21 protein-coding genes and 1 other RNA gene are annotated in these 26,439 nt (G+C 46.6%); 19 read left to right on the forward strand and 3 right to left on the reverse strand.

The genetic code is table 11. The annotated features are described in order from the left end of the window. Positions 1-358 precede the first annotated feature (358 nt). Complete coding sequence (locus H3V12_RS01415; protein ID WP_198212283.1) at positions 359-1,063, forward strand: L,D-transpeptidase; 705 nt, start codon at positions 359-361, stop codon at positions 1,061-1,063. A gap of 290 nt (positions 1,064-1,353) precedes the next feature. Here H3V12_RS01415 and H3V12_RS01420 read toward each other — a convergent pair whose 3' ends face one another. Next, positions 1,354-1,665 (reverse strand): DUF2293 domain-containing protein, encoded by a 312-nt coding sequence (locus H3V12_RS01420; protein ID WP_075914203.1) that lies wholly within the window; start codon positions 1,663-1,665, stop codon positions 1,354-1,356. A 549-nt stretch (positions 1,666-2,214) separates the two neighbouring features. Between H3V12_RS01420 and H3V12_RS01425 the strand changes: the two genes are divergently transcribed. Then, positions 2,215-3,222: a metalloregulator ArsR/SmtB family transcription factor gene (locus H3V12_RS01425; protein ID WP_198212285.1), complete on the forward strand. Its 1,008-nt coding sequence runs from the start codon at positions 2,215-2,217 to the stop codon at positions 3,220-3,222. Then, positions 3,222-4,139, forward strand: a complete 918-nt coding sequence (gene metF, locus H3V12_RS01430; RefSeq protein WP_198212287.1) for a methylenetetrahydrofolate reductase [NAD(P)H] — start codon at positions 3,222-3,224, stop codon at positions 4,137-4,139. The genes H3V12_RS01425 and metF overlap by 1 nt, the downstream gene beginning before the upstream one ends. A 1,273-nt stretch (positions 4,140-5,412) precedes the next feature. On the opposite strand, the gene H3V12_RS01435 is transcribed toward metF, so the two are convergent. Continuing rightward, on the reverse strand, positions 5,413-6,657 hold the full coding sequence (locus H3V12_RS01435; protein WP_198212289.1) for a lytic murein transglycosylase: 1,245 nt from the start codon (positions 6,655-6,657) through the stop codon (positions 5,413-5,415). Between the two features lie 132 nt (positions 6,658-6,789). Further along, complete coding sequence (locus H3V12_RS01440) at positions 6,790-7,608, reverse strand: GH25 family lysozyme (RefSeq protein ID WP_198212291.1); 819 nt, start codon at positions 7,606-7,608, stop codon at positions 6,790-6,792. Positions 7,609-7,724: 116 nt separating this feature from the next. Between H3V12_RS01440 and H3V12_RS01445 the strand changes: the two genes are divergently transcribed. The 16 genes from H3V12_RS01445 to murB all read left to right on the forward strand — a co-directional run bounded on the left by H3V12_RS01445 (position 7,725) and on the right by murB (position 25,688). Further along, complete coding sequence (locus tag H3V12_RS01445; protein WP_198212293.1) at positions 7,725-8,081, forward strand: hypothetical protein; 357 nt, start codon at positions 7,725-7,727, stop codon at positions 8,079-8,081. Between the two features lie 115 nt (positions 8,082-8,196). Next, the gene (locus H3V12_RS01450; protein ID WP_075914208.1) at positions 8,197-8,910 is read left to right on the forward strand and encodes a DnaJ family molecular chaperone; all 714 of its coding nucleotides are present in this window, start codon (positions 8,197-8,199) and stop codon (positions 8,908-8,910) included. Then, complete coding sequence (locus tag H3V12_RS01455) at positions 8,907-9,674, forward strand: N-acetylmuramoyl-L-alanine amidase (RefSeq protein ID WP_198212295.1); 768 nt, start codon at positions 8,907-8,909, stop codon at positions 9,672-9,674. Before H3V12_RS01450 ends, H3V12_RS01455 begins: the two co-directional genes overlap by 4 nt. A gap of 671 nt (positions 9,675-10,345) precedes the next feature. Then, positions 10,346-10,740, forward strand: an RNA gene (rnpB, locus tag H3V12_RS01460) — RNase P RNA component class A. A gap of 185 nt (positions 10,741-10,925) precedes the next feature. After that, complete coding sequence (locus H3V12_RS01465; protein ID WP_225867840.1) at positions 10,926-12,167, forward strand: Nramp family divalent metal transporter; 1,242 nt, start codon at positions 10,926-10,928, stop codon at positions 12,165-12,167. Between the two features lie 125 nt (positions 12,168-12,292). Then, complete coding sequence (rsmH, locus tag H3V12_RS01470) at positions 12,293-13,318, forward strand: 16S rRNA (cytosine(1402)-N(4))-methyltransferase RsmH (RefSeq protein WP_198212297.1); 1,026 nt, start codon at positions 12,293-12,295, stop codon at positions 13,316-13,318. Further along, complete coding sequence (locus H3V12_RS01475) at positions 13,315-13,722, forward strand: hypothetical protein (RefSeq protein WP_075868720.1); 408 nt, start codon at positions 13,315-13,317, stop codon at positions 13,720-13,722. Before rsmH ends, H3V12_RS01475 begins: the two co-directional genes overlap by 4 nt. Then, positions 13,719-15,470, forward strand: coding sequence for a penicillin-binding protein 2 (locus H3V12_RS01480; protein ID WP_075868718.1), 1,752 nt, complete (start codon positions 13,719-13,721; stop codon positions 15,468-15,470). Before H3V12_RS01475 ends, H3V12_RS01480 begins: the two co-directional genes overlap by 4 nt. Before the next feature lie 18 nt (positions 15,471-15,488). Then, positions 15,489-16,937, forward strand: a complete 1,449-nt coding sequence (locus H3V12_RS01485; protein ID WP_198212299.1) for a UDP-N-acetylmuramoyl-L-alanyl-D-glutamate--2,6-diaminopimelate ligase — start codon at positions 15,489-15,491, stop codon at positions 16,935-16,937. Continuing rightward, complete coding sequence (locus H3V12_RS01490) at positions 16,934-18,352, forward strand: UDP-N-acetylmuramoylalanyl-D-glutamyl-2,6-diaminopimelate--D-alanyl-D-alanine ligase (RefSeq protein WP_198212301.1); 1,419 nt, start codon at positions 16,934-16,936, stop codon at positions 18,350-18,352. The genes H3V12_RS01485 and H3V12_RS01490 overlap by 4 nt, the downstream gene beginning before the upstream one ends. Before the next feature lie 22 nt (positions 18,353-18,374). Then, positions 18,375-19,445, forward strand: a complete 1,071-nt coding sequence (gene mraY, locus H3V12_RS01495; protein ID WP_075868714.1) for a phospho-N-acetylmuramoyl-pentapeptide-transferase — start codon at positions 18,375-18,377, stop codon at positions 19,443-19,445. A 5-nt stretch (positions 19,446-19,450) separates the two neighbouring features. Continuing rightward, the gene (murD, locus tag H3V12_RS01500; protein WP_198212303.1) at positions 19,451-20,842 is read left to right on the forward strand and encodes a UDP-N-acetylmuramoyl-L-alanine--D-glutamate ligase; all 1,392 of its coding nucleotides are present in this window, start codon (positions 19,451-19,453) and stop codon (positions 20,840-20,842) included. A 182-nt stretch (positions 20,843-21,024) separates the two neighbouring features. Next, positions 21,025-22,170, forward strand: coding sequence for a putative peptidoglycan glycosyltransferase FtsW (locus H3V12_RS01505; RefSeq protein ID WP_075916732.1), 1,146 nt, complete (start codon positions 21,025-21,027; stop codon positions 22,168-22,170). A 1-nt stretch (position 22,171) separates the two neighbouring features. Next, entirely contained in the window at positions 22,172-23,296 is a 1,125-nt protein-coding gene (gene murG / locus H3V12_RS01510; protein ID WP_198212305.1) for an undecaprenyldiphospho-muramoylpentapeptide beta-N-acetylglucosaminyltransferase, read from the forward strand. Beyond that, positions 23,293-24,702 (forward strand): UDP-N-acetylmuramate--L-alanine ligase, encoded by a 1,410-nt coding sequence (gene murC / locus H3V12_RS01515; RefSeq protein ID WP_198212307.1) that lies wholly within the window; start codon positions 23,293-23,295, stop codon positions 24,700-24,702. The genes murG and murC overlap by 4 nt, the downstream gene beginning before the upstream one ends. Before the next feature lie 11 nt (positions 24,703-24,713). Beyond that, the gene (murB, locus tag H3V12_RS01520; RefSeq protein WP_083639710.1) at positions 24,714-25,688 is read left to right on the forward strand and encodes a UDP-N-acetylmuramate dehydrogenase; all 975 of its coding nucleotides are present in this window, start codon (positions 24,714-24,716) and stop codon (positions 25,686-25,688) included. Positions 25,689-26,439 lie beyond the last annotated feature (751 nt).

A 26,439-nucleotide genomic window follows, 5' to 3' on the forward strand; every position in this document is an offset into this window, starting at 1 on the left:
ATCAAACAAAGACGCTTACTCGGCACTGAAAAAGACAAAACGCATAAAACAAATGAGAAAATAATGTGAAAGCGTTGTTGATTGTTTTTTATCAACTACTAATTGATTCGGAATTTATTGCTTGGGGCATTTATATTTTTAACGGGAATATGGATAGAAAAGGCAAAAAAAGATTCTGTTACTGTTGCATAATTGTCTTTCTGCACAGAAAAATTATCCCGAATGCGCGCCAGAAGCTTTTAATAACGCATTTGAAGTTAAAAATACTTTCCATTTAATTAACCTTCTATTAACCACGTTGTACGAGAAAAATACCAGCGGTCAAACGTATCGCAATAACGAGGTTTCTAGACATCAAATGAAATACTTCTGGCAACAAAAAACGGGGCTTGCAGCGGCTCTCGGCATTTTGGGCTTTGGGCTTGTCGGCTGTGCAACGACACCTGCTCCAACAGTAGTGCCGAACGACAATGTAAACGTTGCACCGGCAAAACCGGTTGTCACGTCAACTTTGCTTGGCACCCAATCGGTTTATGACCGTTATGAGCAAACTCCTGACGAGCCATTTAAAATTCCACCGGTTACAGTGAAGATTCCTGAACAATACGAGCGCACGGTTGTTCCTTATCCGACCACCGAGATTCCCGGAACCATTATTGTCGAACCGGAAAATCACTATCTTTACCTTATAACGGGCGACGGTCAGGCTATTCGCTATGGCGTCGGTGTCGGTGCTTCCGGTCTTGGCTTCCATGGTGAAGCGAGGGTTCAATTCAAGCGTAAATGGCCGCGCTGGATTCCGACTGCCGATATGGTTCAGCGTAAACCCCAGCAATATAAGCGTTTTGCCGATGGTGTTCCCGGTGGCTTGCATAGCCCGCTTGGCGCCCGCGCGCTCTATCTCTTCCAGGGGAATACCGACACTTATTTCCGTATTCATGGCACAACACAACCTTCAAGCATCGGCAAAAATGTGTCAGCAGGCTGCATCCGTATGTTGAACAAGGATGTTGTTGATCTTTTCGAGCGCGTACAGATCGGCTCAAAAGTGATTGTTCGTTAATTTTTCCTCATAAGTGGTTCATTTGAAAGGGCGGTTTTCCCGCCCTTTTTCTTTTCCTACGTCGATTGTTTTTTTAAAACATGTCTCATCGGTTCGCAGGCTTATATTTTTGCTTATGAAATCATGAGGCCGGATTTTTAAGCTTTGATAGCCGCATTTATTATCTTCGATGAGGTGATTGAAAAATCACGATGCGAACAGAATAAAGTCCGAATTGGTGCCGATTTTCGTGTAATCGCATATTTTCTCTATGCGATTGGCTAATATCGCTGAAGTCGTTCAAGCGTGTGTTACAATTTGTCTTCTACGTCGACAAAACGGGTTGCCCGCCATTCTGTCAGTTTTTCGTTAATATCGTCAATGACAAAAAACCGTGCCGAGTCTTTATCATATCCCTCGTCACGCAATTCATCATAATTTGTGTAAGTGTGTCGGATATAAGCAACAATCGACAACCAAACGGCAATAGAGGGGGGAAGATGCTTCATATGCGGGCTTAACGATGCAGACCTGATCGGTTCGCTATCGGCATAGGGGGCTTGCGGTATCAGTAGCGTCAATTCTTTTGCAACAGCGCGTTGTCTCTTCGTTGTCATGGACAAATAAAAAATTGAACTTGTTTTCTTGTCAAACAGATTTTTGTCATTTGCGTTTATATAAGCTTATACGTCAAAATATAAAAACAGTTGCACCCGCTAACCAGGTTACAATTTTCCATTGATCAAAGGGAAGATTTGCTGCTCTCAATACTCCCGAAAAGCAATTCCTACTTTTAAGATAAAGCTTTTTTGAAAAACAATGTTGGGCCAATCAACAGCCCGAACAGTACTAAAACGGATTTTTTCGTATCTATGAGCACATCGGTGAGCGCTTCCCGAAACAGGGTAAGAAAAACAATTGAAAAAACGGTGCTGAATAACTTCTTTTTATAGGTGTATAGACTCTTTTTTCGCGAAGATTATCTCGGGTTGCATCGCATGTTGATATTCCGCTTATCAAGCAAAATCGGCTTCGGAGAAAACATGTCCCGACGCAAAAAGATATATGTTGAAGGGGAATTTTCCGGTGTTTGTGGGCATAAGTCATCTCTCTGCTTGACATTTGTGAAATATATAAAGATATCTTTATGTCTATAAGAGCGGAGAAGAGTCATGGTTCGCCAATTGGCGTTGAATGAAATGGTAGACGTATTAAAGGCGGTTGCTGAAACAACACGTTTGCGCATTCTGTTTTTGTTGGATAAGGGCGATCTGACGGTTTCCGACATTACAAAAATTCTGGGTCAATCGCAGCCACGTGTATCGCGTCATTTACGGCTTTTAACGGAAGCCCGTTTGATCGAGCGTTATCAGGAAGGTGCATGGGCCTATTTTTCTTTATCTTCTTGTTCGTTACGTCGGGAAATGCTGAAAATAGTGCTTCAACATATTGATGTTGAAGACAATCTTATTAACGCGGATTTGATGCGGCTTGGTGAAGTCAAGAAAGAGCGAAGCCGCGCTGCGGCTGCCTATTTTTCCAAAAATGCGCACGACTGGGATAAACTCAGATTGCTCCATGTGCCCGACAACACTGTCGAACAAACCATGGTAGAACTTGTCGGAACAACGCCGTTCCAATCCATGCTCGATATCGGCACAGGTACCGGATCTTTGTTGAAACTTTTTGCGCCCCTTTATACACGGGCGATCGGCATTGATAATAATCGCGATATGCTGGCTGTTGCACGCGTCAATCTGGATAAGGCAGGCGTTTCGAACGCTCAGGTCAGGTTGGGAGATGTGGCCAATTTGCCGGTCGAGAAAGAAACGTTCAATCTCGTTACTATTTATCAGGTTCTACATTTCCTATCGGATCCTGAAGTTGCAATCTTTGAAGCGGCGCGCGTCATGCGACCGGGGGCGCGGCTCATTATTGTCGACTATGCTCCGCATGAACTTGAATACTTACGCGAAAAATATGCTCATGTGCGTATGGGATTTTCCGATTCCCAAATGGAATACTGGCTTGATAAGGCCGGCTTGACATTGGAAAAAACTTTGAGTTTTCAACCCCAACAAAATGGCAATACAAAAGGGCTCACACTCAAGCTGTGGCTTGCCCGTGATCCACGTTTGTTGATTGCCAGAAAAACAACATTTCTAACGGAGACCGTTTAATGTCTGCCCCATCACTTTCCCGCCGCCCCGACTTGGGCGACAAGCTGAAGGTTTCATTTGAATTTTTCCCGCCAAAAACGGAGAAAATGGAAGAAATGCTTTGGCAAACGGTCAAACGTCTTGCACCATTAAAGCCGGAATTTGTTTCGGTAACTTACGGGGCAGGCGGCTCGACTAGGGAGAGGACCGGCAGAACTGTTGAACGTATCATTAAAGAAACACACCTTAATGCAGCTGCGCATTTGACATGTGTTGATGCAACACGCGAAGAAGTCGACGGCGTGGCACGGCAATTTGCTTCCATGGGAATTCATCATTTTGTTGCGCTTCGTGGTGATCCAAGCAACGGAGCAGGCGGGCGCTATCATCCCACTCCGGGAGGTTATGCCAATGCGGTTGAACTCGTTGCCGGCTTGAAAGCAATTAATCCGGATTTTGAAATCACCGTTTCGGCATATCCCGAAAAACATCCCGAAAGTCCCGATTTTGCAACCGATATTGATCTTTTGAAACGCAAAATCGACAATGGCGCAACCAAAGCCATTACCCAATGTTTTTTTGATAACCACTTTTATGTAGATTACATAGAAAGAGTGCGTAAAGCCGGTATCTATATTCCGATTTTACCCGGCATATTGCCAATCCATAATTTTTGGCAGGTTAAAAACTTTTGTTCGCGCAATGGCACGCATATTCCTGATTGGCTGGCACAACGTTTCGAGGGGCTAGAGAACGACCAGAAAACACATGATCTTGTTGCAGCCGCCGTTGCTGCCGAACAGGTTCTTGATCTTGTCGAACACGGTGTTGAAGATTTCCACTTCTACACGCTCAACCGTGCCGATCTCGTTTATGCTATATGTTATCTCATCGGCATACGGCCTGAAGCTGCGCTTAAGGCAAATAACGCCAAGTAGTGAAGCATGGTTTAAACGTTTATTGCAAACCGGTAACGTCGGGCGCGGACGCACGCCCGTCCCCACCTGTTTGATTGAATGAAAGCCGGTGCAGTAAAATGACGGTTGCCTGATTTCATGATAACAGCGGCAGTTTTCAAGTTTTCATCCGCTGGTGTCGGGTTTATTGGCACGTTGTTGCTTGGCATGGACGGATTTCGGCGAACCACTTTGGTTAGTATTTCGGCTTTCTCGCTGTTGCAGGCACAAGAGTGTTTTTCAAACGGTTTTTAAATTCGCATTCCGGATTGTTGCATCCGAATGGCAATGTTTAACCCGGAACCTTGTTGCTTAAATGGGATAATTTTCTATCAAAAGAGTTATATTAAACAAAATTGCTTCATTATAATACATTTTAGACATGATTTTATCATAATGGATATAAAACGAGTAAAAAATTCTTAAAATGAAGAGATAATTTTTGCTGCTTTCTTGCTATCGGACGCTGTATCAGTCATATCAATCCTGCGCTGTTATAAAAGTGCAACAAATTGGTTAACAACCAGGGAGACCGAGACCCCCCGCAACGGATTTCCCTTGGTTGAGGCCCGACTGGAGCTTGCTCCGGTCGGGTTTTATTTTAAGTATTCTGAGCTAAAAAGTTCATGCTCCCGGCACCCGGAATTATTCTGTTTGCTCTTTGAATGATCCTCTCGGAGCTTTGAATTTGTCTTTAAAATGGTTCAGGGCGTTTCAGGTGTCATTATTGCAGCCAATGTTCCCGATAAGTGGATAAGTGCTGACGCTTTTTCCTTTCCTCCGGTGTCGCATTTTTCGTGGCATTTGACAGTTTATTGGCATCGATTTCGGCGAATTCAAAACCCGATTTTGCAAGCGCTGTGAAAGTGCTGGAATCATGCCCCATGGGAAAAGTGATTGGGTTCAAGCCTTTATGCGACGACGACGAAAATTTACTTTTTGCAAAGCTGACAAAAGGAGCATTAAAGGCACTAGAAGGTAAAGTCGTTTAACGTAAAATATCGTCCAGCACGCGAAAAACGCAAAATGCATCTATTGAAGAATCATGGAAATTACAATTAGCGGCAAAGATGCTTGTAAGATGAAAAGAGCAGGGGGGAACCGTATAGTTCCGGAAATGAATACATAAAGCCTTCAACTGACAATCGTATAAATGCTATCCCCAAAAAAACAAATGTCATAACAAAAACGGGCAAAAATACCCGTCTTGCGATGAGTTAAGTACACTCTTTTTTTGACCACATGGAATGCAGTTCTAAAGCCGGTCGAGCAATTCTTTCGTCGGCCAGGAATCGGCAGGAAGTCCCAAGCGGAGCTGTTCGGTTCGCACTGCGTCGCGTGTCAATATACCGTAAACGCCATCCACTTTGCCCATATCATAACCACGGTCTGCAAGCTTTTGTTGCAATTGCTTCATTTCTTCGGTGTTCAACCCAGGTTCGGGATGGCCGATGTCAAAAGCCGGTGCACCGGCGAGCCGCGAGGCGAAATAGGCAACGGTTGTTGCATAGACAATCGATTTGTTCCATTCGACAAAAATATCGAAATTGTCATAGGCCAGAAATGCGGGCCCCTTTCGGCCCATTGGCAACATAAGTGACGCATCTCCATTATCAGGCCCTAGCGGGCCGTTAATGCCGGTAACGCCCCAACTGGTCCATTGTGAATGGGGTTTGCGATTTTGCCTGATTGCTTCTTGCCAGGGGAGATCGTCACGGGTGAGGCGCACCTCTTCAAGCCACGGTTCACCGCGCCGCCATCCAAGATCGCTTAGCATATGGGCGGCCGTCATGACAGCATCGGCAACAGACCCTTTAAGGTCGATTTTACCATCGCCATCGCCGTCAACCCCCCGTTCCAGATAGTCCTTCGGCAAAAGTTGCATTTGACCGATTTCACCAGCCCATGCGCCGGTCGTATTGGCATTGACGACTCCCTGATCGAAAAGTTTTAAAAGTGCAATCAATTGCGGGCGGAAGAGTTCCGGCCGTCTGCAATCATGGGAAAGGGTGAAAAGGGCATTCAAAGTATCGAAATTGCCTTGCACCGCACCATAATCGGTTTCGAGCCCCCAAAAGGCTGCAATAACGGGGCCAGGAACCCCATATTTTTCCTCGGCCTTGGCAAAAACGTCGGAATATTTTTGTAAATTTTCCTTACCCTTTTTCAAACGCGCTTCAGGGATGACGCGTTTTGAAAATTCTGCAAATGTGAGATTGAAAATGGCCTGCCCGTTGTCACGGTCAATAACCTTCTGATCAATCGTTGCTTTTTTGAGTTCATCGATCGCGTGTTCGCTTACACCTGCTTTGCGAGCTTCATCGGCCACATTCTCTCTGAATGTTTCGATTGGCGTGCCGCAGGCCTCGCGTGCTACTTTGGTTGCGACATCATCAGTCTGGGTTGCCGCTTCAGGTTCTTCAGCTTGTGAAAGCGGGCAGAAAACTGTCGCAAACAAGAATGTCGAAGCTGCCAGAATTGCTTGTCTTGTCTTGAACATTTATTCTCATTCCTGCACTTTATGACGTTTAAAATGTCTTGTACCATTTTTTATCAGAAATAAAGAGGCATGCGTAATTCGCTCGCAAGTCAAAGCGATATTTGCCCACTTGAGTAACACGATGTTTGCCTATTATCTAATTGGTATTATGTTTCCGGAAACATATTTTTGCCATTCGTCGCGGCTGCCATAAAAGACGTTGATGTCGGCATCACCCTTGATACCGGGAACACGCCCCGTTCCGGTATATTGCCAGAATGTCCACGGATGGGTGCCATATTTTTCTTGCGGATGGCCGGCGACTGACCGGAGCCAGAACGAATAACCTTTGATTTGCGACAGGCCGTTCCGATCGAAGAAATCGACCGTCGTATAGATGATGGGTTTCTTGCCATAATATTTTTCAACAATGGATAGGAAGACCTTCATTTCACTACGAACAGTCTCTGCTGGTGGCCGGATTTTACACGTCGGTGAAGAATCGTTCCACTCCATATCAAGAACCGGCGGCAGGGCTGTCGGGTCCTTCGGTACATTTCTGATATACCATTTGGCCTGTTCGGAAGCGGGCCGACAATAATAGAAGAAGTGATAGGCGCCGCGCGGCATACCGATTTCTTTTGTCCCATCCCAATTGTGGAGAAAATTGTCGTCTACACGGTCGCCGCCTTCTGTTGCTTTGATAAAAGCAAAAGAAATACCGCTATGTTTGACTGCTGCCCAGTCAACTGCCTGTTGATATTTCGAAACATCGGTTCCGTGAATGGGGTAATGCCATGGGGTAAGCTCGGCCCAGTCATGAGGCTTGCGATCATCAAAGCGGGGAGCGTTGATTGGTCCCTTGGGTGTTGTGCCGGATGGTGGCACGATATCGCCAAGATCATAAGACAAGGAAGTGCAGCTTGTAAGCAACAGAGCCGAAGCAATTGACGCCAGTAATGTGCGCGCCATTTTTTTTAAATTATCTTTAAACAACAATTCGACACCTATCGGGCTCTAAAATCACTGTTCACCATTGCTAAAAATAGTAAAAGAATGGCATATAAATAAAAACTTTTGGAAAAAATATGAAGAAACTTCGTTGGCGCCGCATCATCGGTCTTGTTATTCTCCTCATCCTCGTCATTGCCGGCTTGTGGTGGGGATATTCATATTTTTTCAAGGATTCCGGTGAAATAAATGGGGAAAAGGGCCTTCCTGAAGGTTCAGCCATAAGTTTGCCAAAAGTGCCGCTTACACCATCGGATATGACGCAAGCACAAAAACAGGATGTCATCAATAAATTGATGGAAGACGCAAAAGCATCTGCCTTGAAAAGTGGTCAGAGTGAAGAACAGGCGGAAAATTTTGCACGTGAAGCGGGTGAAGTTGCCCGTCAGGCAATGAACCGTCCTTCCACGGTTGACGGGGATAAAGAACAATAACAGTCGACTTCATTCATATCGCTTCGCACTATCAATTATCGGCCTTGGCCAAATAGTTGTTAAGGCGCCCGATCAAACAGAACAGTCTTATTAACTTCAAATTCAGGAAAACGGAATGCCTTCATTATGGACACGTATTGGCGAGCTTATCAGCAACATTGCTGGCGACGCATTGAATGCTATTGTTGAACGTGTACGTACCTTCTTTGAAGGGGATCCTGAAACACGCAGACAAGTTGCATTTTCTGTTGCCATGATTGCTTTATCGGCAAAAATGGCAAAAGCTGATGGTGTTGTAAGCGATGCCGAGGTCAAAGCATTTTATGAAATTTTTTCGGTTCCCGACCACGAGTTTCATAATGTCGAACGCCTTTATAATCTCGCCAAGCAGGACATTGCCGGCTTTGATGTTTATGCGCGTCGCCTGTTTCGGCTTTGTCAGGAATCCGACTGTCAGGGACAATTATTGGAAGATGTTCTGGAAGGCCTTTTCTATATTGCCAAATCGGACGGTGTAATCCATCAGGACGAGCTCTTTTTTTTGCGAGAGGTTTCCGATATTTTCGGCTTTTCTCGTGAGCAGTTCAGGGTAATCAGCGCACGTCATGCTGTTGTCGGTGAAAGTGATCCGTGGCTGGTTTTGGGCCTCAAAAAAGGCATAAGCTTCGAAGAAGCACGCAAACACTACCATGATCTCGTGCGCGAACACCATCCTGACAGGGTTATGGCACGCGGTTTACCAAAGGAATTCCTGGCTATTGCCAATGAGCGTCTGGCGGCTATTAATAACGCATGGGCTATCGTGCGTGAGGAGTTTGTTACAGTATGAGTGCAGAAACTTTCAAAGCGGATTATCAGGGAGCAACTGTGCGCCCTTCGCCTAATTTTGAAGAGCGCAAAGATGGCGCCAAACCGCAATTTCTTGTTCTTCATTATACGGGCATGGAAAATGCCGAAAGTGCCGAACGCCTTTTATGTTCGCCGGAAGCAAAGGTTTCAGCACATTATGTCGTGGAAGAAGACGGGAAAGTTGTGCAACTGGTTCAAGAGGCTTATCGCGCGTGGCATGCCGGTGAAAGTTTCTGGCGCGGTGTCACAGATGTGAATTCCCATTCTATCGGTATTGAGATTGTCAATGGTGGACCTTTGTTGAACTTTCCCGATTATCCGGAAAAACAGATTGAATCGGTCATCAAACTTTGCAAATCGATTATCAAAAAATATTCAATTGAAAAACGGAATGTGCTTGGCCATTCCGATATTGCACCGCATCGCAAAAGTGACCCGGGTGAAAAATTTCCATGGGAAAACCTTTTTAAGGCCGGTATTGGCCATTTTGTGCGTCCGTCCGCAATTTCCGGTGGACGCTTCATGACCAATGGTGAAAGTGGCAGACCTGTTGAAGCTTATCAATCAATGCTTGCGCTTTACGGTTATGGCATTGATATCACCGGTTCTTTCGACGAACGCACGCAACTGGTGACCAAAGCCTTTCAACGCCATTTCAGACCACAAAAGGTTGACGGTGTTGCGGATGTCTCGACGATTGACACACTTCATCGCCTGCTTGGCACGTTGAAAAGCCTCACCTGAAGCGTAAGGTTCTTAAAAATATAGCCGGAACAATTGAATGGCTATGCTTCAATGGAAGTAGGCAGCCTGACTATATTTTTTAAAAAATGCAGCGCTTTTTGCTCTTTTCCTTGTCCAATTGTTTCTGATCTTGGCTGTTCAGATTGATGGTCTTTTTTTCATAGAAAATAGATTTGTCCTGATTGTTCCAGAAAGGCGCCATTTACGGAAAATTTTTAAAGTTTTGTACTTCTAAGATTTTTATATGGGCGAGATTCGTCCGGTGACGGCTCTCCGGGCTTTATCTTGGTCGCGCAATTGTCCGAAAAACGATCAATGGTTTTAATTTCTTTAAGCCGGTCTTCCTTGGCGGAGTTGGAAAAACAGCTTAACCAATATTCAGGCCAAATTTTAAAATATATAGTGGACGTTCAAGGGAAGAAACGGTTAGCTTTTGTCATGTCATAAGTCGTTATTTCGCGTGGGAAACCTGCGTTATGGCATTTGCAAGTCATGGCATTTTAAAAAACCGAATTCCATTTTATTGCTTTCGGTTTTTGGGGATTTCTGTTTTTGCGGGCTTTTCATAAAACGGGGTAGGCTTTTGTGTCTTGAGCAGTTCGCGGAGAGTTTGGCAATGAAGCAGCTTTTATTGGTTTGCAGCCGATTGTTTTTGTTTTATAAAGAGCCCGTCAGTTGGTCGGGCAGCCGCGCCTTCTCAATACCGAAAGGTGAAAGGTGAGGAAAGTCCGGGCTCCACGGAATAACGGTGCCGGATAACGTCCGGCGAGGGCAACCTCAGGGAAAGTGCCACAGAAATATACCGCCTGTTCAAACAGGTAAGGGTGAAAAGGCGGGGTAAGAGCCCACCGCGCATCCAGTAATGGATGTGGCAAGGTAAACCCCACCGGGAGCAAGACCGAATAGGAGTGACACGCGAGCTTTGCTTGCAGCCGATTTCCGGGCCTGTCATTCGGGTAGGTTGCACGAGACGGGTGGTAACATCCGTACTAGATGAATGGCTGTCACGCGGAATTTTTAATCAAATTTCGCCATACAGAACCCGGCTTACAGACCGACTGACATTTTTCATTATTTTGTTATAGAATGAATAATCACAACATTTTTGTCTAAAACCGATTGACGGAATAATGCCTTTAGAGCTAATGCAAAGCATTCGCAATTAGAAAGTTTTGTTGCATGTCTCTTCAAGATGATAAATTCTCCCGTAAGTCCTCGCTCACCGAACGGACGTCGGAAGGCATTTCTGCAATGCTTGCCGGCAAGCGAAAGGGCGGACGTACATTTCTTCTCATGGTTGGGCCTGCCGTTATCGCCTCAATCGCCTATATGGATCCCGGTAATTTTGCGACCAATATTCAGGCCGGATCGGGCTATGGCTATACATTATTGTGGGTTGTGCTGCTCGCCAATCTTATAGCTATGCTGTTTCAGGCACTGTCGGCTAAAGTCGGCATTGTAACCGGCCGCAACCTTGCCGAACTTTGCCGCGACAATCTGTCAAAACCTGTTGTTGTGGCAATGTGGATTATCAGCGAAATCGCTGCAATGGCAACCGACCTTGCCGAATTTCTCGGCGGTGCTATTGGCCTTGCCTTGTTGTTCAATTTGCCGCTCATCGTCGGTATGATTATCACCGCGATTGTTACCTATGCGCTTCTGATGATTGATAGCCGCGGTTTCCGCCCGACGGAAATTCTGATCGGTATTCTGGTTTCGATTATTGGTCTTTGTTATCTTATTGAAATGGTGATCGCGCCGGTTGATTGGGAAGCTGCGGGGTTGCATCTTTTTACTCCGGAAATGCCTGATGCCAATGCTTTGCTTATTTCCGTCGGCATTATTGGTGCCACGGTTATGCCGCATGCGCTTTACCTTCACTCCGGCCTCACGCAGGCACGTGCCAAAGTCCAGAGTGACAAGGATCGTCGCCAGCTTGTGCGCTATTCCAACCGCGAAGTTATTGTTGCTCTTGCTATTGCTGGTATGGTCAATATGGCCATGGTTATTATGGCGGCAAGTACGTTTCATGGTGCGCATAACGACATTGCCGAAATCGATCAGGCCTATTACACATTGACACCGCTTCTCGGTATCGGTGCAGCAGGCGTTTTCCTCGTTTCGCTGATTGTTTCGGGTATTTCAAGTTCGGTTGTCGGCACGATGGCAGGACAAATGGTTATGCAAGGGTTTGTCGGCTTCTACATACCGATATGGGTTCGCCGTCTTGTTACAATGATTCCTGCCTTTATCGTTGTGGCGCTTGGCGTCAACTCGACCGAAGCGCTGGTTGTCAGTCAGGTTATTCTTTCAATATCACTACCTGTCCCCATGATTGCGCTTCTCTACTTTAGTGGTCGCAAATCCATTATGGGGCAATTTTCCAACGGTATTGTTACCCAGATCGTTGCCATTCTTTCGGCAATTGTTGTTTTGATACTGAATTTTGTATTGCTCTTCATGACATTCGGTTTGATACCGGAAATTTCGTGATTGATGAGCCCAATCCTAACACTTCGTTAAGCATAACTGTGCGATAAAGAAGATTGACGCATTTTGACCAATTGAAAAGTCGGAATGCGCCAATCGATTTTTAAACGTACTGTTAAAAGATAACGATGCCAACTGTTAAGGATACTGTTTTTAAACGTCATATCCCTGTTTTACTTGAACCTGTTCTTGCGGGAATGGATGCTTGTGCCGGTAAAACAATTATCGACGGTACCTTTGGTGCAGGTGGTTATTCGCGCGCACTTCTTGATAAAGGTGCCAATGTCATTGCACTTGATCGGGATCCTGAAGCTATCCGTGATGGCGAAGCTCTGGTTGAAGAGTATCGTCCGCGATTGAAACTCGTTCATACAGAATTTTCCAATCTCGGTCATGTGACAGAAGATAAAGTTGACGGTGTTATTCTTGATATCGGCGTTTCGTCCATGCAGATTGACGAGGCAGCGCGCGGCTTCTCGTTCCAGAAAGATGGCCCCCTTGACATGCGTATGTCGGAATCGGGCTTTAGCGCAGCCGATGTTGTGAACACTATGAAGGTGAAAGACCTTACACGTATTTTCGGTATTCTCGGGGAAGAACGCCATGCAGCACGCATTGCCAGAATGATTGTCGAAAGGCGTGAGAAAAAGCCGTTTTTGCGGACGTCTGATCTTGCAGATGCTGTCGAGACATTGGTGGGGCGGAAATCCGGCGATCATATCCATCCGGCAACAAGAATTTTTCAGGCCTTGCGCATTTACGTCAATGACGAGCTTCAGGAATTGGCAAAAGCGCTTGAAGCTGGCGAAGCGGTGTTGAAGCCAGGCGGGCGGCTTGGTGTTGTAACCTTCCATTCACTTGAAGACCGCATGGTCAAAAAGTTTTTTGCTCTCCGGTCAAAAGCTCACGCACAATCGCGTTATCTGCCGGTTCAACAAACAGAAAAGCCGACATTTACGCTTAAAGTCAAAAGTGGCATTACCGCAAATGAAGCGGAGCTCGAATTCAACCCCCGTTCACGCTCCGCGCGCTTCCGTTTTGGCATCCGCACAGATGCCGACATTGCACCTCTTGATAAATCAATATTCGGACTTCCTGAACTAGCCCGATTTAATGCCCGAACTGATGCCCGAAATGATGGTAATAGAAAATGACAGTTTTTCGTACATTTGATATGATCTTGGTGGCTATTATGATTTGTGCAGCCGGTATCACCTACAAGGTGAAGTACGACGCACTGAAACGCATTGGTGAAGTCCAGCGTATCGAACGACAAATTGTTGCCGAAAAAAACACCATCAACCTGCTGCATGCCGAATGGGCAATGATGATAGAGCCGGAACGTATGCAGGTATTGGCCACCCGTTATCAGGATCAACTCGGATTGCAGGTAACCGAACCCCGCCAGATTATCAAGTTGCAGGATATACCGGAACGGCTGCCAGACCAGATCGAAAATCTCATTAAGGATGACGAGCTTGAAGAAAAGAATTCGCTGCTTGCCCGCAACGGCAACGCGAATATCGATAATATCGCAACAGGAAGTGTCCGGCCATGAAGTTTATTCCGTTTTTGAAGCGTAAACCGAAGGCACCTCTCAATCGTTATGAAGAGTTGCAAAAGGCCGAATATCGTTCACGTAGAACCCGCCGCCGACTGATGGTGGTGGTGAGCTGTTTCCTATGTGTTTATGCAGTTATTTTTGCCCGTCTTATCTATTTCGGTATCAAAGGTGGCGAGATAGAAGAGGCGTCAGGGCCGGCGGTCGAACAATCGGCAGCCCGTCCAGATATTCTTGACCGTAACGGACGGCTTCTTGCAACCGATTTGAAAACTTATTCACTTTTTGCCGAACCGCGCCGCATCATTGACGTTGATGAAACAATCGAATTGATTTCAACGGTTCTGCCCAATCTTGATTGGCAGGAAACCTATAAAAAGCTTAAAAAGAAAACCGGTTTTGCGTGGATTCAGCGCGGGCTTACGCCAAGTCAGAAAGAGCAAATTATGGCTCTTGGTATTCCCGGTGTCGGGTTTCGCACGGAAGTGCGCCGCTTCTATCCGGGTGGACCAACGGCTTCCCATATTCTCGGTATGGTCAATGTCGACAATCAGGGCACGGCCGGTATGGAAAAATATATCGACAATGCGGGTTTAAGCGATTTGCGTGCAGCCGGACTTGCCGACGAAACGTCACTTGAACCGGTAAAACTTTCAATCGATATCCGTGTTCAGGCCATTATGCGTGATGTATTGGCAGACGCCATGCAAAGATATCAGGCAATTGCCGCCGGTGCAGTGGTTATCAATATCCACACTGGCGAGGTGCTTGCCATGGCTTCCATGCCCGATTTCGATCCCAACAATCCGGTCGATGCACTTAAAAAAGATCGCCTTAACCGGATGACAGCCGGTACTTTCGAAATGGGGTCGACAATTAAAAGTTTTACCACCGCAATGGCTCTCGACTCGGGAAAATTCCAGCTGAATAGCGTTATTGACGCGTCAAAGCCGCTTGCTGCCGGACGTGGACATTTCATCCGTGACTTCCACGGTAAATATCGTCCGTTAACAGCTTGGGAAATTTTCATCTTTTCTTCCAATATCGGTTCGGCAAAAGAAGCACTGACAATCGGCATTGACGGGCACCGCGAATTTTTAAAAAGAATGGGGCTTCTTGACCGTATGACGACAGAACTTCCCGAAGTTGCCCGTCCGGTCGAGCCGAGACGTTGGAAAACTGTCAATTCCATGACCATTGCGTTTGGCCATGGCATGATGACAACACCTCTACAAACCGCGGTCGGCGCAAGCGCCTTGATGAATGGCGGCAGGCTTATCGAACCGACATTTTTAAAACGCACAGCCGAAGAGGCGGAAGAACACTCCAAACAGGTTGTTTCACCGGAAACGAGCCGTGACATGCGTTATCTTTATAAATTGAATGGAGATATCGGTTCGGGGCGCAGAGCCAAGGTTGAAGGTTATCGTGTTGGTGGCAAAACCGGTACTGCCGAAAAAGTCGAAAACGGCAAATACTCAAAAACCAAACGGTTTAACGCCTTCCTTGCGTCTTTCCCGATTGACGACCCGCAATATGTTGTTTTGACAATTATTGATGAACCAAAGGCGGAAGAAGGAAAGTTTGGCGCAACGGCCGGTTTTAACGCAGCCCCGATGGTTGAAAAGATCATTCACCGGTCTGCAACTTTCCTTGGTGTAAGACCGGATTTCAAAGAAGAATATGCGCCTGTTCTCGCTTCTTCCGGCAACCAAAAATTGCCTGAGACGTCGTTCAATGATTAGGCCGAAAGGGGATAACGCATGAAACTTGATCAACTTTTGGGAAAAGCATGGGATTCATCCCTTTCTTCGGTTGAAATCAAGGGTGTTACAGCCGATTCACGAAAAGTATTACCCGGATTTCTGTTTGTTGCACTTAAAGGCAATAAGGGAGATGGCGGCGTTTATGCGGAGGATGCAGCAAAACGGGGCGCAGTTGCAATTCTAACCGACCATGATTTTAAACTGAAGTCGAAAAAAGTGCCGGTTTTGCGTGTTCCCGATGCACGTCACGAGCTTGCCATTGTTGCTGCACGGTTTTTTGGCAAGCAACCCGACACAGTTGTGGCCGTTACCGGCACCAGCGGCAAAACATCAGTGGCTTCATTTACACGCCAGATCTGGAAGGATGCCGGTTTTGCAGCAGCAACGATCGGCACTATAGGTGTTATTACACCGACAAGAAACGAATATGGCTCACTCACGACGCCCGATCCTGTGAGACTGCAAGAAACAATGGCCGAACTTGTTGACGAAGGTGTGACCCATGTGGCCATGGAAGCGTCTTCCCATGGCATAGATCAATGCCGGCTTGACGGGGTGAAATTGAAAGCAGCAGCCTTTACCAATCTCGGTCGTGACCATATGGATTATCACCCGACTGTCGAGGATTATTTCAGGGCAAAAATGCGTTTGTTCGACACACTTTTGCCGAAAGATGCACCGGCCGTCATTTTTGCCGATGACAAGTTTTCGGAAGCGGCAATTGAACATGTCAAACGTGCAAAACGGAAAGTTCTGACCGTCGGTCGCAAGGGCGATTTTATCAAACTCCGTCATGTCGAGCATCAACGTTCACGTCAGTTTGTCGATTGTATTGTCGATGGAGAGGTTTTCGAGTTCACCTTGCCACTTGCAGGCGATTTTCAGGTTTCCAACGCGCTGGTTGCCGGCGGGCTTGCCCTTGCAACCGGTGTTTCTGCTGCAGCAGTATTCCGTGCAATTGAACGGTTGCAGGGAGCACCGGGGCGTCTTGAACTTGTCGGTACAACAAAAGATAAAGCGGCAATCTATGTTGATTATGCCCATAAACCGGAAGCGCTGGAACAGGTTTTGCTTGCTGTAAAAGCATTCACCACCGGAAGAGTGATTGTGGTGTTCGGCTGTGGCGGTGACCGTGACAAGGGTAAACGCCCGATTATGGGAAGAATCGCTACCAAATATGCCGATATTGTTATTGTGACCGATGATAATCCGCGCACTGAAAATGCTGCCGAAATCCGTAGAGAAATTATGGCAGCAGCAAGTGGTGCCAAGGAGATCGGGGATAGACGCGAAGCCATCCGTTATGCCATTTCTCTGCTTCAGAGCGGCGATACATTGGTCGTTGCCGGAAAAGGGCATGAAAAGGGCCAGATTATCGGAACCGAAGTCCATCCTTTTTCTGACCATCAGGAAATAACGGAGGCCTTGGAAGGACAGCATAAATGATGCCATTATGGACGAAAGCCGAGTTACAAAAAGCAATTTATGGCGAGGTTATCGGCAATTTGCCGGATGAGTTGTCAGGCGTTTCGATAGACAGCCGCACCGTAAAGCCTAACGAAATCTTTTTCTGTATCAAGGGCGAAAAACTCGACGGCCATGATTTTGCGGCGAAAGCTGCCGAGGCCGGCGCAGGCTTGTTGATTATCGAAAAAGCCCACAAAGCGGATCTCCAAAAGCTTGGCGTACCAATGATAGCGGTTAATGATGCGCTGAAGGCATTGGATGAGCTTGCAGTGGCAGCGCGGGCAAGATCAAGCGCAAAAATTATTGCTGTGACCGGATCTGTCGGCAAAACGACGACGAAAGAAGCATTGCGCCACTGTCTTGGAGCTGTCGGAAAAGTTCATGCCAATCCGGCCTCCTTCAATAATCAGTGGGGGGTACCGCTAACCCTTGCCCGTATGCCAGCAGACACAGATTATGGTGTGTTTGAAATCGGCATGAACCATTCTGGTGAAATCCGTCCATTGGTAAAAATGGTGCGGCCTCACTTAGCCATTATCACCAAGGTTGCGGCGGTGCATCTGGGATTCTTTTCAAGTATCGAGGAAATTGCAACTGCCAAAGCGGAAATTTTCGAAGGTGTCGTAAAAGGCGGGACAGCTCTTCTTAATGCCGATGATGATTTTTTCTACTTTCTTTCCGATAAAGCGAAAGCGTGCGGGATTGAAAATATATTGAGTTTCGGCGAAGCCGATTTTGCTGATTACCGTTTGGAAAAACTCCATATGTTGGCCGACTGTTCAAGTATGAGTGTGAAGATTGGCAACGATGAAGCCATGGTGAAAGTAGCCGCTCCCGGGCGCCATATCGTGCAGGACTGTCTGGCAGTGCTCGGCGCGTGTGATTGCGTTGGTGCCGATATGGCACATATTGTGATGGCAATGGCAACTTTTAGCGCCGAAAACGGGCGTGGTGCACGTTATCATCTGGAACTGCCATCGAGCGGTACATTTACGCTGATTGACGAAAGCTATAACGCCAATCCCGCTTCCATGCGGGCAAGTCTTGAACTTTTGAAACAAGCAAAAACCGGTGCACGCGGGCGGCGCATTGCCGTGCTTGGCGATATGCTCGAACTTGGCAAATATAGTGAAAAACTTCACCGCGAACTTGCCGAACCGGTTTTTGCCTCGGGTGCCAATCCGGTTTATCTCATCGGTCGTGAAATCGAACCTCTAAAAGAGGAGCTTACCAAAAAGCTCAAAGTCTATTTGAAAGAAAATGTCGAAGAGATTATCCCTCTCATTCTCAAAGACATTCATGATGGTGATGTCATCATGGTCAAATCATCGAATTCTATTCGCTCTTCGCGTGTTGTGTCGGCTTTGCTCGAACGTTATAAGAAAGCCAATTGAAAGTTAAAAAGGCCAAGCTTCCATGTTGATGTATTTTTCATCACTGACCGATATTCTGCCCGGTGTCGGTGTGTTCCGCTATATCACATTCCGCACCGGTGCGGCTTTGCTAACGTCGGGACTTATTGTTTTTCTGTTCGGACCAAGCATTATTGCTTCGTTGAAAGTGCGTCAGGGCAAAGGCCAGCCAATCCGTGCCGATGGCCCGCAAACCCACTTCAAAAAAGCCGGTACACCGACAATGGGCGGTTTGATGATTTTAAGCGGCACGGTGGTTTCTGCACTTTTATGGTGTAACCTTGCCAATATCTATTTTTGGGTTGTGCTTCTCGTCATGTTGGCGTTCGGGGCAATCGGCTTTTATGATGATTATCTCAAAGTTACCAAACAAAGCGAAAAAGGCTTTTCGGGAAAAGCCCGTCTGACACTGGAATTTATCATTGCTATTGTTGCCTCCGGCGTCATTATGCATACAGAATCAACAGGTCTCGCACTTCCTTTTGTCAAAGATTATTTGCTCAATCTTGGTTGGTTTTTCATACCCTTTGCTGCTTTTGTCATGGTGGGATCCGGTAACGCGGTCAACTTCACCGATGGTCTTGATGGACTTGCTATTGTTCCGGTCATGGTTGCCGCTTCGTCATTTGCGCTCATCGCCTATTTGTCCGGCAATATCAATTTTGCCGATTACCTGCAAATCCATTATGTTGCGGGTTCGGGGGAACTTACCGTTCTTCTCGGCGCTGTTGTCGGAGCGGGACTAGGCTTTTTGTGGTTTAATGCGCCGCCGGCTGCGATTTTTATGGGCGACACCGGCTCGCTTGCACTTGGCGGCATGTTGGGTGCTGTTGCGGTTGCAACCAAACATGAAATCGTTCTTGCTGTCATCGGCGGATTATTTGTTATGGAAGCACTCTCCGTCATCATTCAGGTGTTCTGGTTCAAATTGACAGGAAAACGCGTTTTCCTCATGGCACCGATTCATCATCATTTCGAGAAAAAAGGCTGGACTGAAAGCCAGGTTGTAATACGCTTCTGGATTATTTCGATTGTACTTGCCCTGATCGGTCTTTCAACTCTCAAACTGAGATAAGCAAAATGATTATAGTCAATTCTTTCAAAAATAAAAAAGTAGCACTCTTCGGACTCGGTGGTTCGGGTGTTGCAACAGCAAAATCGCTTCTTGCCGGTGGTGCGGAAGTTCTCGCATGGGACGACAAGATGGAGACCGTCGAAAAAACGCGGGGCCAGAATATACCGGTGAGCGATCTTCATAACGTTGATTGGTCAAAAATTTCGGCTCTCGTTCTAGCTCCCGGAGTGCCGCTCACCAATCCGGAACCCCATTGGACAGTCAAACTTGCAAAAGCTGCCGGTGTCGAAATTATCGGCGACATCGAACTATTTATTCGCGAGCGCAACGCTTATCTCAAACATCATAAACTTTCCGACGAGGATATGCCATTCATTGCAATTACTGGCACCAATGGCAAATCGACCACAACAGCACTCATCAATCACCTATTGAACGAGAGCGGAAAATTGTCGGAAATGGGGGGCAATATCGGCACCGCTATTTTGTCGCTCGAGCCGTTTGAAAAAAATCGTTTTTATGTGATCGAATGCTCGTCTTTCCAGATTGATCTCACCCCGTCCATCAATCCGACAGTCGGCATTCTTCTTAATATCTCGCCCGATCATATCGACCGGCACGGGACATTTGCGCATTATAGCGAAATCAAGAAACGGCTGGTAAACGGCGCGAAAACGGCATTGGTTGCCGTTGATGATGAAAATTCGACAAAAATCTATGAAGAGCTTTTAAACGCCCATCATAACGTTTTGCCGGTATCAAAAGACAAGGTATTGAAGAGCGGATATTATGCTGTTAAAGACGAGCTTTTCAGTGTGAAGAATGGCAAACCGGAAGCACGTTTGTCACTTTCCGGAATTTCCTCGCTTCGTGGCAGCCACAATGCCCAGAATGCGTTAATGGCACTCGCCACCCTTGATATTTTGAAAATAAAACCGGTTGAATTGCAGCGGATCTTTGCCTCCTATGTCGGGCTGCCGCACCGTATGCAGCAGGTCAGAAAAATCGGCCATGCTCTTTATGTCGACGATAGCAAGGCAACCAATGCCGAGGCCAGTGCACCGGCACTAGCCACTTTTGACCATATTTACTGGATTATCGGTGGTCTTGCAAAAGAAGGCGGCATTACCGCTTTGAAAGATTATTTTCCAAAAATCCGTAAAGCCTATCTCATTGGTGATGCCGCGGAAGATTTTGCCCGCACTATCAACGGAGCATTTCCGATTTCAATGTCGGGAACACTGGAAAAAGCTGTTCAGGAAGCCCATCAGGATGCGGGGGCAGACAAAGCCGAAGAAGTAGCCGTTCTGCTTTCGCCTGCTTGTGCAAGCTATGACCAGTTTAAAAATTACGGCGCTCGCGGTGATGCCTTCAAGGCTTTTGTAAAAGCGTTGTAATCTCCATTTTTGTTTCTCCTATATTTTATGGCTTCGGTTTAAGAACGCTGAAGCCATTTTTTTTCTCCAATAATTAAAAAGTTTAGCCGACGTTAACCAACCGGAATCCTTTTCGGCGTAATTTCCATGGGCGAATGAGCAAAAGTTGTACTTGACTGGATGATAGTGACAAAGGGGTTGAAATGGTTTCTCGTGCCGACCGTGGACCGATAGCCAATTGGTGGTGGACAATAGACCGGCCAATTTTGGCAGCCTGTCTCATGTTAATGGGGCTTGGCATTATGCTTTCCTTTGCTGCAAGTCCCACTGTCGCCAGCAAAATCGGTATTGCAGACAGCTTCTATTTTGTGCGTTGGCACATCATTTTCAGCTTCCCCGCACTTTTTACGATGATTTTTGTTTCCTTTTTTACTCCGCGCAACATTCGCCGGTTTTGTGCACTGCTATTGCTTGTAACGCTTGTTCTATTGGTCGCAACCTTATTATTCGGAGCTGAAGTCAAGGGGTCGAGGCGGTGGATTTCCGTACTCGGCGTTTCTGTGCAGGCATCCGAATTCATGAAACCGGCTTTCGTCGTTATGTCGGCATGGCTTTTTTCCGATCAGACCCGTAAAAATGGCATTCCCGGCTTTTTGCTTGCCATTATTCTTTATGCAACATGCGCATGCCTTCTGGTGCTTGAACCCGATATCGGGCAGACAATGCTGATCAGTGCCACCTGGGGCGGCCTGTTCTTCCTTGCCGGTGTGCCGATTTTCATCATCATTCTGTTCATCGGGCTTGCAATTGTTGGCGGTTTTGGTGCCTATCTCTTCGTTCACCACGTTCAGGAACGTGTCAACGGGTTTTTGACCGGAGAAGGCGATACTTTTCAGGTGGATGTCGGGCGTGAAGCCATTCTTCACGGCGGCTGGTTCGGGCAAGGGCCGGGCGAGGGGACTGTCAAACGGATTGTTCCCGACAGTCACACCGACTTTGTATTTTCGGTGGCTGCGGAAGAATATGGCATTGTTCTTTGCCTGCTGATTGTTGCACTTTTCGCCTTCATTGTTATCAGATCCATGAAAATTGCCATGAATGAACGGGATTCGTTTACACGCTTTGCCATTGCCGGCATGGCTATTCTGTTCGGTTGCCAATCCATGATCAATATGGCAGTGAACCTGCACTTGATGCCGCCAAAAGGCATGACTTTGCCATTTATCTCTTATGGCGGTTCGTCTATGGTGGCCATTGCGATTTCCATGGGAATCTTGTTGAGCTTGACGCGCAGACGCCCTGAAGCAAGGCTTTCCGCGTCGTTACCGACAATTATGCCGGCGGTGTGAGATGACTGATAAAAAAACAATTGTTCTGGTTGCAGGCGGCACCGGTGGCCATCTTTTTCCTGCTGAAGCTTTAAAAGGCGAACTCGTCCGGCGGGGCTATGATGTGCATTTGATTACCGATGACAGGGCGAGACGCTTTGTACGCACATTTGACGATGATCATGTGCATGTCATTCCCTCGGCAACCATAACGAGCAAAAATCCTTTCGCAGTTGCACGAACGCTCTGGCAACTCTTGAAAGGTGTGCGCGCATCACGGCGACTATTCAGGAAATTGCGGCCGGTTCTTGTCGTCGGATTTGGCGGTTATCCCACATTGCCACCGCTTTATGCCGCAAAGTCGATCGGTTTGCGTGCTTTTATCCACGAGCAAAATGCAGTGATGGGGCGCGCCAATAAAGCTTTAGCTGCACGGGTTGATGCGATTGCCGGTGGTTTTCTTGAAGATGAAGGGCCGTATAAAGACAAGATTGTTGTAACCGGCAATCCGGTGCGCGACGCGGTGATTGAAGCCTCAAATCAGCCATATCACCCATCTGATGGCAATGATGTTTTCAATCTTTTGATTTTCGGCGGCAGTCAGGGAGCTTCATTTTTCAACGAAGTTGTACCGGCGGCGGTAAAACTACTTGGCAATGATGTCAAAAAACGCCTTCATATTGTCCAGCAGGTCAGGGGCGACGATAAGAAACTCCTGGAAACCTATCGGAATCTCCAAGTCGAAGCCGAAGTTAAAGAATTTTTCGAGGATATGCCGAAGCGTATTGCCGATGCACATTTTATTATCTCACGGTCGGGCGCTTCTACAGTGTCGGAAATAGCAGCAATCGGTCGACCCGCTTTGCTTGTTCCTTATCCTTACGCACTTGATCACGATCAGGCAGCCAATGCTGCGAGGCTCGCGGCAACAGGTGCCGTTAAAGTGATGCAGCAGAAAGAACTTGATAGCCAAGAGCTTGCAAAAATGATTGATGCTGTTGCCAAAAATAGCACTCTTCTCGTTACACAGGCAAAAGCTGCCAAAACTGCAGGTCATAGAGATGCCACAAAAAAATTGGCAGATCTTGCAGAAGCATTGGTGGCGGGCAAAACAGTGAAAGAATATAAAGAAGGAGAAACTTCATGAAAATGCCCTTGAGTATTGGCCTTATCCACTTTGTAGGAATTGGGGGCATAGGCATGAGCGGTATTGCCGAAGTGCTCCATAATCTTGGTTATAAAGTTCAAGGTTCCGATCAGGCGGACAATGCCAATGTCGAGCGTTTGCGCGCCCATGGAATAAAAATTCATGTCGGCCACAGTGCCGATAATCTTGGGCAGGCGGAAGTTGTCGTTGTTTCAACGGCTATTCATAAAAATAATCCGGAATATATTGCAGCCAAAGAACGGCATTTGCCAATTGTCCGTCGGGCTGAAATGCTTGCCGAATTGATGCGTTTCAAACAGGCTGTTGCCATTGGCGGTACGCACGGAAAAACCACAACCACGTCACTCATCGGCACGCTTTTGGAAGCCGGTAATATGGACCCGACTGTGATCAATGGCGGTATTGTCAACGCTTATGGTACCAATGCTCGTATGGGGGAAGGTGATTGGATGGTGGTCGAAGCCGACGAAAGCGATGGTACATTTTTGAAACTTCCGGCCGATGTTGCGGTTGTTACCAATATTGATCCTGAACATCTCGACCATTACGGCACTTTCGAGGCTGAACGTGAGGCTTACTTGCAATTTGTGGAGAATGTCCCCTTTTACGGTTTTGGCGTCATGTGTCTTGATCATCCGGAAGTGCAAGCATTGGTGAGCCGCATTGATGACCGTCGCGTCATCACTTATGGCTCCAACCCGCAGGCAGATGTGCGCTTTCTGAACCACTACATGGAAGGGCCAAAATCGCATTTCGACGTCGTCATCCGCTCGCGTAAAACCGGCGCGGTTATCGAGATGAAAAATCTGGTTTTGCCAATGCCTGGCCGTCATAATGTTCTTAATGCCACGGCAGCCATTGCTGTTGCCCACGAACTTGGCGTTTCTGATGACGCCATTATCAAAGGATTGGCGGGCTTTGGCGGTGTCAAACGCCGCTTTACCCATACTGGTAGCTGGAACGGAGTGGAAATTTTTGATGACTATGGACACCATCCGGTTGAAATAAAGGCTGTGCTGAAAGCAGCGCGTGAAAGTGTAAAAGGTCGTGTGATTGCTATTGCGCAGCCGCACCGTTATACACGCCTTCATAACCTTTTTGACGAATTTGCCACCTGTTTCAATGATGCCGACACAATTCTCGTCGCTCCGGTTTATCCGGCCGGAGAAGACCCGATTGAAGGTGTTAACTCGAAAGCTCTGGTTGACCGGATCAAAACTGCCGGCCACCGTGATGCTCGTTATATTGCCGACCCGAAAGAAATCGCTCCGATCGTAAGAAAAATTGCAAAGCCCGGTGATTATGTTGTGTTCCTCGGGGCTGGCAATATTACACAATGGGCCTATGCTCTCCCCAATGAATTGGCAGATCTTGATAAAAAATAAGTTTTAGTCAGATGATAGATGGCGAAGCACTTTTAAAGCGGTTGCAACCTTCTCTTGAAGGTATAAGAGGGCGAATTCACCCGAATGTGGATATGAGCAAAGTCACCTGGTTTCGAGCCGGTGGCCTTGCCGAAGTCTTCTATCAACCGGCAGATGAAGCTGATCTAGCGGTTTTTTTGAAAAAATTGCCGCGGGATGTGCCGATAACAATTGTCGGCATCGGTTCCAATTTGTTGATACGTGATGGCGGCATTGCCGGCGTAACAATCCGCCTTTCGGCTAAAGGCTTCGGCGAAACCCAGCAAGTTTCGCAGACGCGTATTTTTGCCGGTGCTGCAACGACCGATAAAAGGCTTGCTTCTGTTGCCCTTGAGGCGGGAATTTCAGGTTTTCATTTTTATTGTGGCATACCGGGTGGTCTCGGTGGAGCATTGAAGATGAATGGCGGTGCAAATGGCGGTGAAACAGCGCAACATGTTGTTGAAGTCTATGCACTCGACCGCGAAGGAAAACGCCATATCCTCAATCTATCGGATATGCACTATTCCTATCGTCAATCAAAAGTCGACGATGGTTTGATCTTTGTTGGAGCACTGCTTGAAGGCCAAAAAGGTAATAAGGAAGATATCAAGAAAGCCATGGACGAGGCCATTCGTCACCGTGAAGAGGTTCAACCGATCCGCGAAAAAACCGGTGGTTCAACCTTCCGTAACCCGGAGGGCACGTCGGCTTGGAAAGTCATTGATGAAGCAGGTTGCCGTGGTTTGACAATTGGTGGTGCCGAGATGAGCACCATGCACTGCAACTTCATGATCAACACCGGCAATGCAACTGCCTATGATCTCGAGCTTTTAGGCGAAACAGTAAGGAAACGAGTGTTTGAAAAAACCGGAATTAACCTCCATTGGGAAATCAAACGTATAGGCCAATTTGTGACCGGTAAAGAAGTCAAGCCATTTGTGCCGTCTCCTTCAGATAACGCATAAATAATGGAAGGATGAGCTTATTACGATAGCTCGTCCAGTTACCATAGATGACTGGAAGTGGAAATTATCGCAACTACGAGAATAATTTTTCGGGAAATGGACGGTTGCTCCTCCGGCTATTTCAATTCTTGCGATGTTTGTTCATTCCTATGCTTGTTGCCTTTGAAGCGCCGCAAGTCATCACAAAACGCTTTAATAAGTTAAAAATAAATATAATCTGTTTTTTATAAATAAAAGTTATTGCGAATTTTCTTATAAAATAAGAAATGTTTGGCATAAAACCAATTTATGCGTTTGTTATTTTGATTAAGCAAATACAGAATACGATTTAAAGTGTTATTAAATATTAGCGTGGAAAAAATGAAACTGCTTTTGAATAGTTGTGTTTCCTTGCAAACCATTAGGCGAAAACTTTCTGATAAAACTTGGTTATTTATGATTTTTTATTGCCATTACGCATCAAAAAACGGAAACTATTTCGGTGAAGAAAGCGGGCAAACAGTTGGTAGCAATAAATATAGAAAAATTTTCTAAAAATATAAATGTTTCAATTTGAAATTTTCACGTTTTTCAGAGATGCGAATTTTATGCTTCTTCGAAAAAGCCAAGCATGAAAAAAACTGAAAAAAATCTATGAGTCATTTCAAGGGGATGAACGGAATTTCACCTTACGAATCAGCATCTTGCACTTTGCGGGACTTGTCATGGAAGGCCGATTCTGATTCATTATGGTTAACGCTAGTCCATTGAT

The organism is Bartonella sp. W8167 (genome assembly GCF_016100335.1).
Classification (GTDB): Bacteria; Pseudomonadota; Alphaproteobacteria; order Rhizobiales; family Rhizobiaceae; genus Bartonella; species Bartonella apis.

What these genes read in the sequence shown, in the direction of transcription:
- H3V12_RS01455 (WP_198212295.1), top strand. Translation starts at nt 8,907, where the DNA reads ATGAGTGCAGAAACTTTCAAAGCGGATTATCAGGGAGCAACTGTGCGC.
- H3V12_RS01465 (WP_225867840.1), top strand. Translation starts at nt 10,926, where the DNA reads ATGCTTGCCGGCAAGCGAAAGGGCGGACGTACATTTCTTCTCATGGTT.
- H3V12_RS01415 (WP_198212283.1), top strand. Translation starts at nt 359, where the DNA reads ATGAAATACTTCTGGCAACAAAAAACGGGGCTTGCAGCGGCTCTCGGC.
- metF (WP_198212287.1), top strand. Translation starts at nt 3,222, where the DNA reads ATGTCTGCCCCATCACTTTCCCGCCGCCCCGACTTGGGCGACAAGCTG.
- H3V12_RS01425 (WP_198212285.1), top strand. Translation starts at nt 2,215, where the DNA reads ATGGTTCGCCAATTGGCGTTGAATGAAATGGTAGACGTATTAAAGGCG.
- murD (WP_198212303.1), top strand. Translation starts at nt 19,451, where the DNA reads ATGATTATAGTCAATTCTTTCAAAAATAAAAAAGTAGCACTCTTCGGA.
- H3V12_RS01445 (WP_198212293.1), top strand. Translation starts at nt 7,725, where the DNA reads ATGAAGAAACTTCGTTGGCGCCGCATCATCGGTCTTGTTATTCTCCTC.
- murB (WP_083639710.1), top strand. Translation starts at nt 24,714, where the DNA reads ATGATAGATGGCGAAGCACTTTTAAAGCGGTTGCAACCTTCTCTTGAA.
- H3V12_RS01485 (WP_198212299.1), top strand. Translation starts at nt 15,489, where the DNA reads ATGAAACTTGATCAACTTTTGGGAAAAGCATGGGATTCATCCCTTTCT.
- murC (WP_198212307.1), top strand. Translation starts at nt 23,293, where the DNA reads ATGAAAATGCCCTTGAGTATTGGCCTTATCCACTTTGTAGGAATTGGG.
- mraY (WP_075868714.1), top strand. Translation starts at nt 18,375, where the DNA reads ATGTTGATGTATTTTTCATCACTGACCGATATTCTGCCCGGTGTCGGT.
- H3V12_RS01505 (WP_075916732.1), top strand. Translation starts at nt 21,025, where the DNA reads ATGGTTTCTCGTGCCGACCGTGGACCGATAGCCAATTGGTGGTGGACA.
- H3V12_RS01450 (WP_075914208.1), top strand. Translation starts at nt 8,197, where the DNA reads ATGCCTTCATTATGGACACGTATTGGCGAGCTTATCAGCAACATTGCT.
- H3V12_RS01435 (WP_198212289.1), bottom strand. Translation starts at nt 6,657, where the DNA reads ATGTTCAAGACAAGACAAGCAATTCTGGCAGCTTCGACATTCTTGTTT.
- H3V12_RS01440 (WP_198212291.1), bottom strand. Translation starts at nt 7,608, where the DNA reads ATGGCGCGCACATTACTGGCGTCAATTGCTTCGGCTCTGTTGCTTACA.
- H3V12_RS01490 (WP_198212301.1), top strand. Translation starts at nt 16,934, where the DNA reads ATGATGCCATTATGGACGAAAGCCGAGTTACAAAAAGCAATTTATGGC.
- H3V12_RS01475 (WP_075868720.1), top strand. Translation starts at nt 13,315, where the DNA reads ATGACAGTTTTTCGTACATTTGATATGATCTTGGTGGCTATTATGATT.
- H3V12_RS01480 (WP_075868718.1), top strand. Translation starts at nt 13,719, where the DNA reads ATGAAGTTTATTCCGTTTTTGAAGCGTAAACCGAAGGCACCTCTCAAT.
- murG (WP_198212305.1), top strand. Translation starts at nt 22,172, where the DNA reads ATGACTGATAAAAAAACAATTGTTCTGGTTGCAGGCGGCACCGGTGGC.
- rsmH (WP_198212297.1), top strand. Translation starts at nt 12,293, where the DNA reads ATGCCAACTGTTAAGGATACTGTTTTTAAACGTCATATCCCTGTTTTA.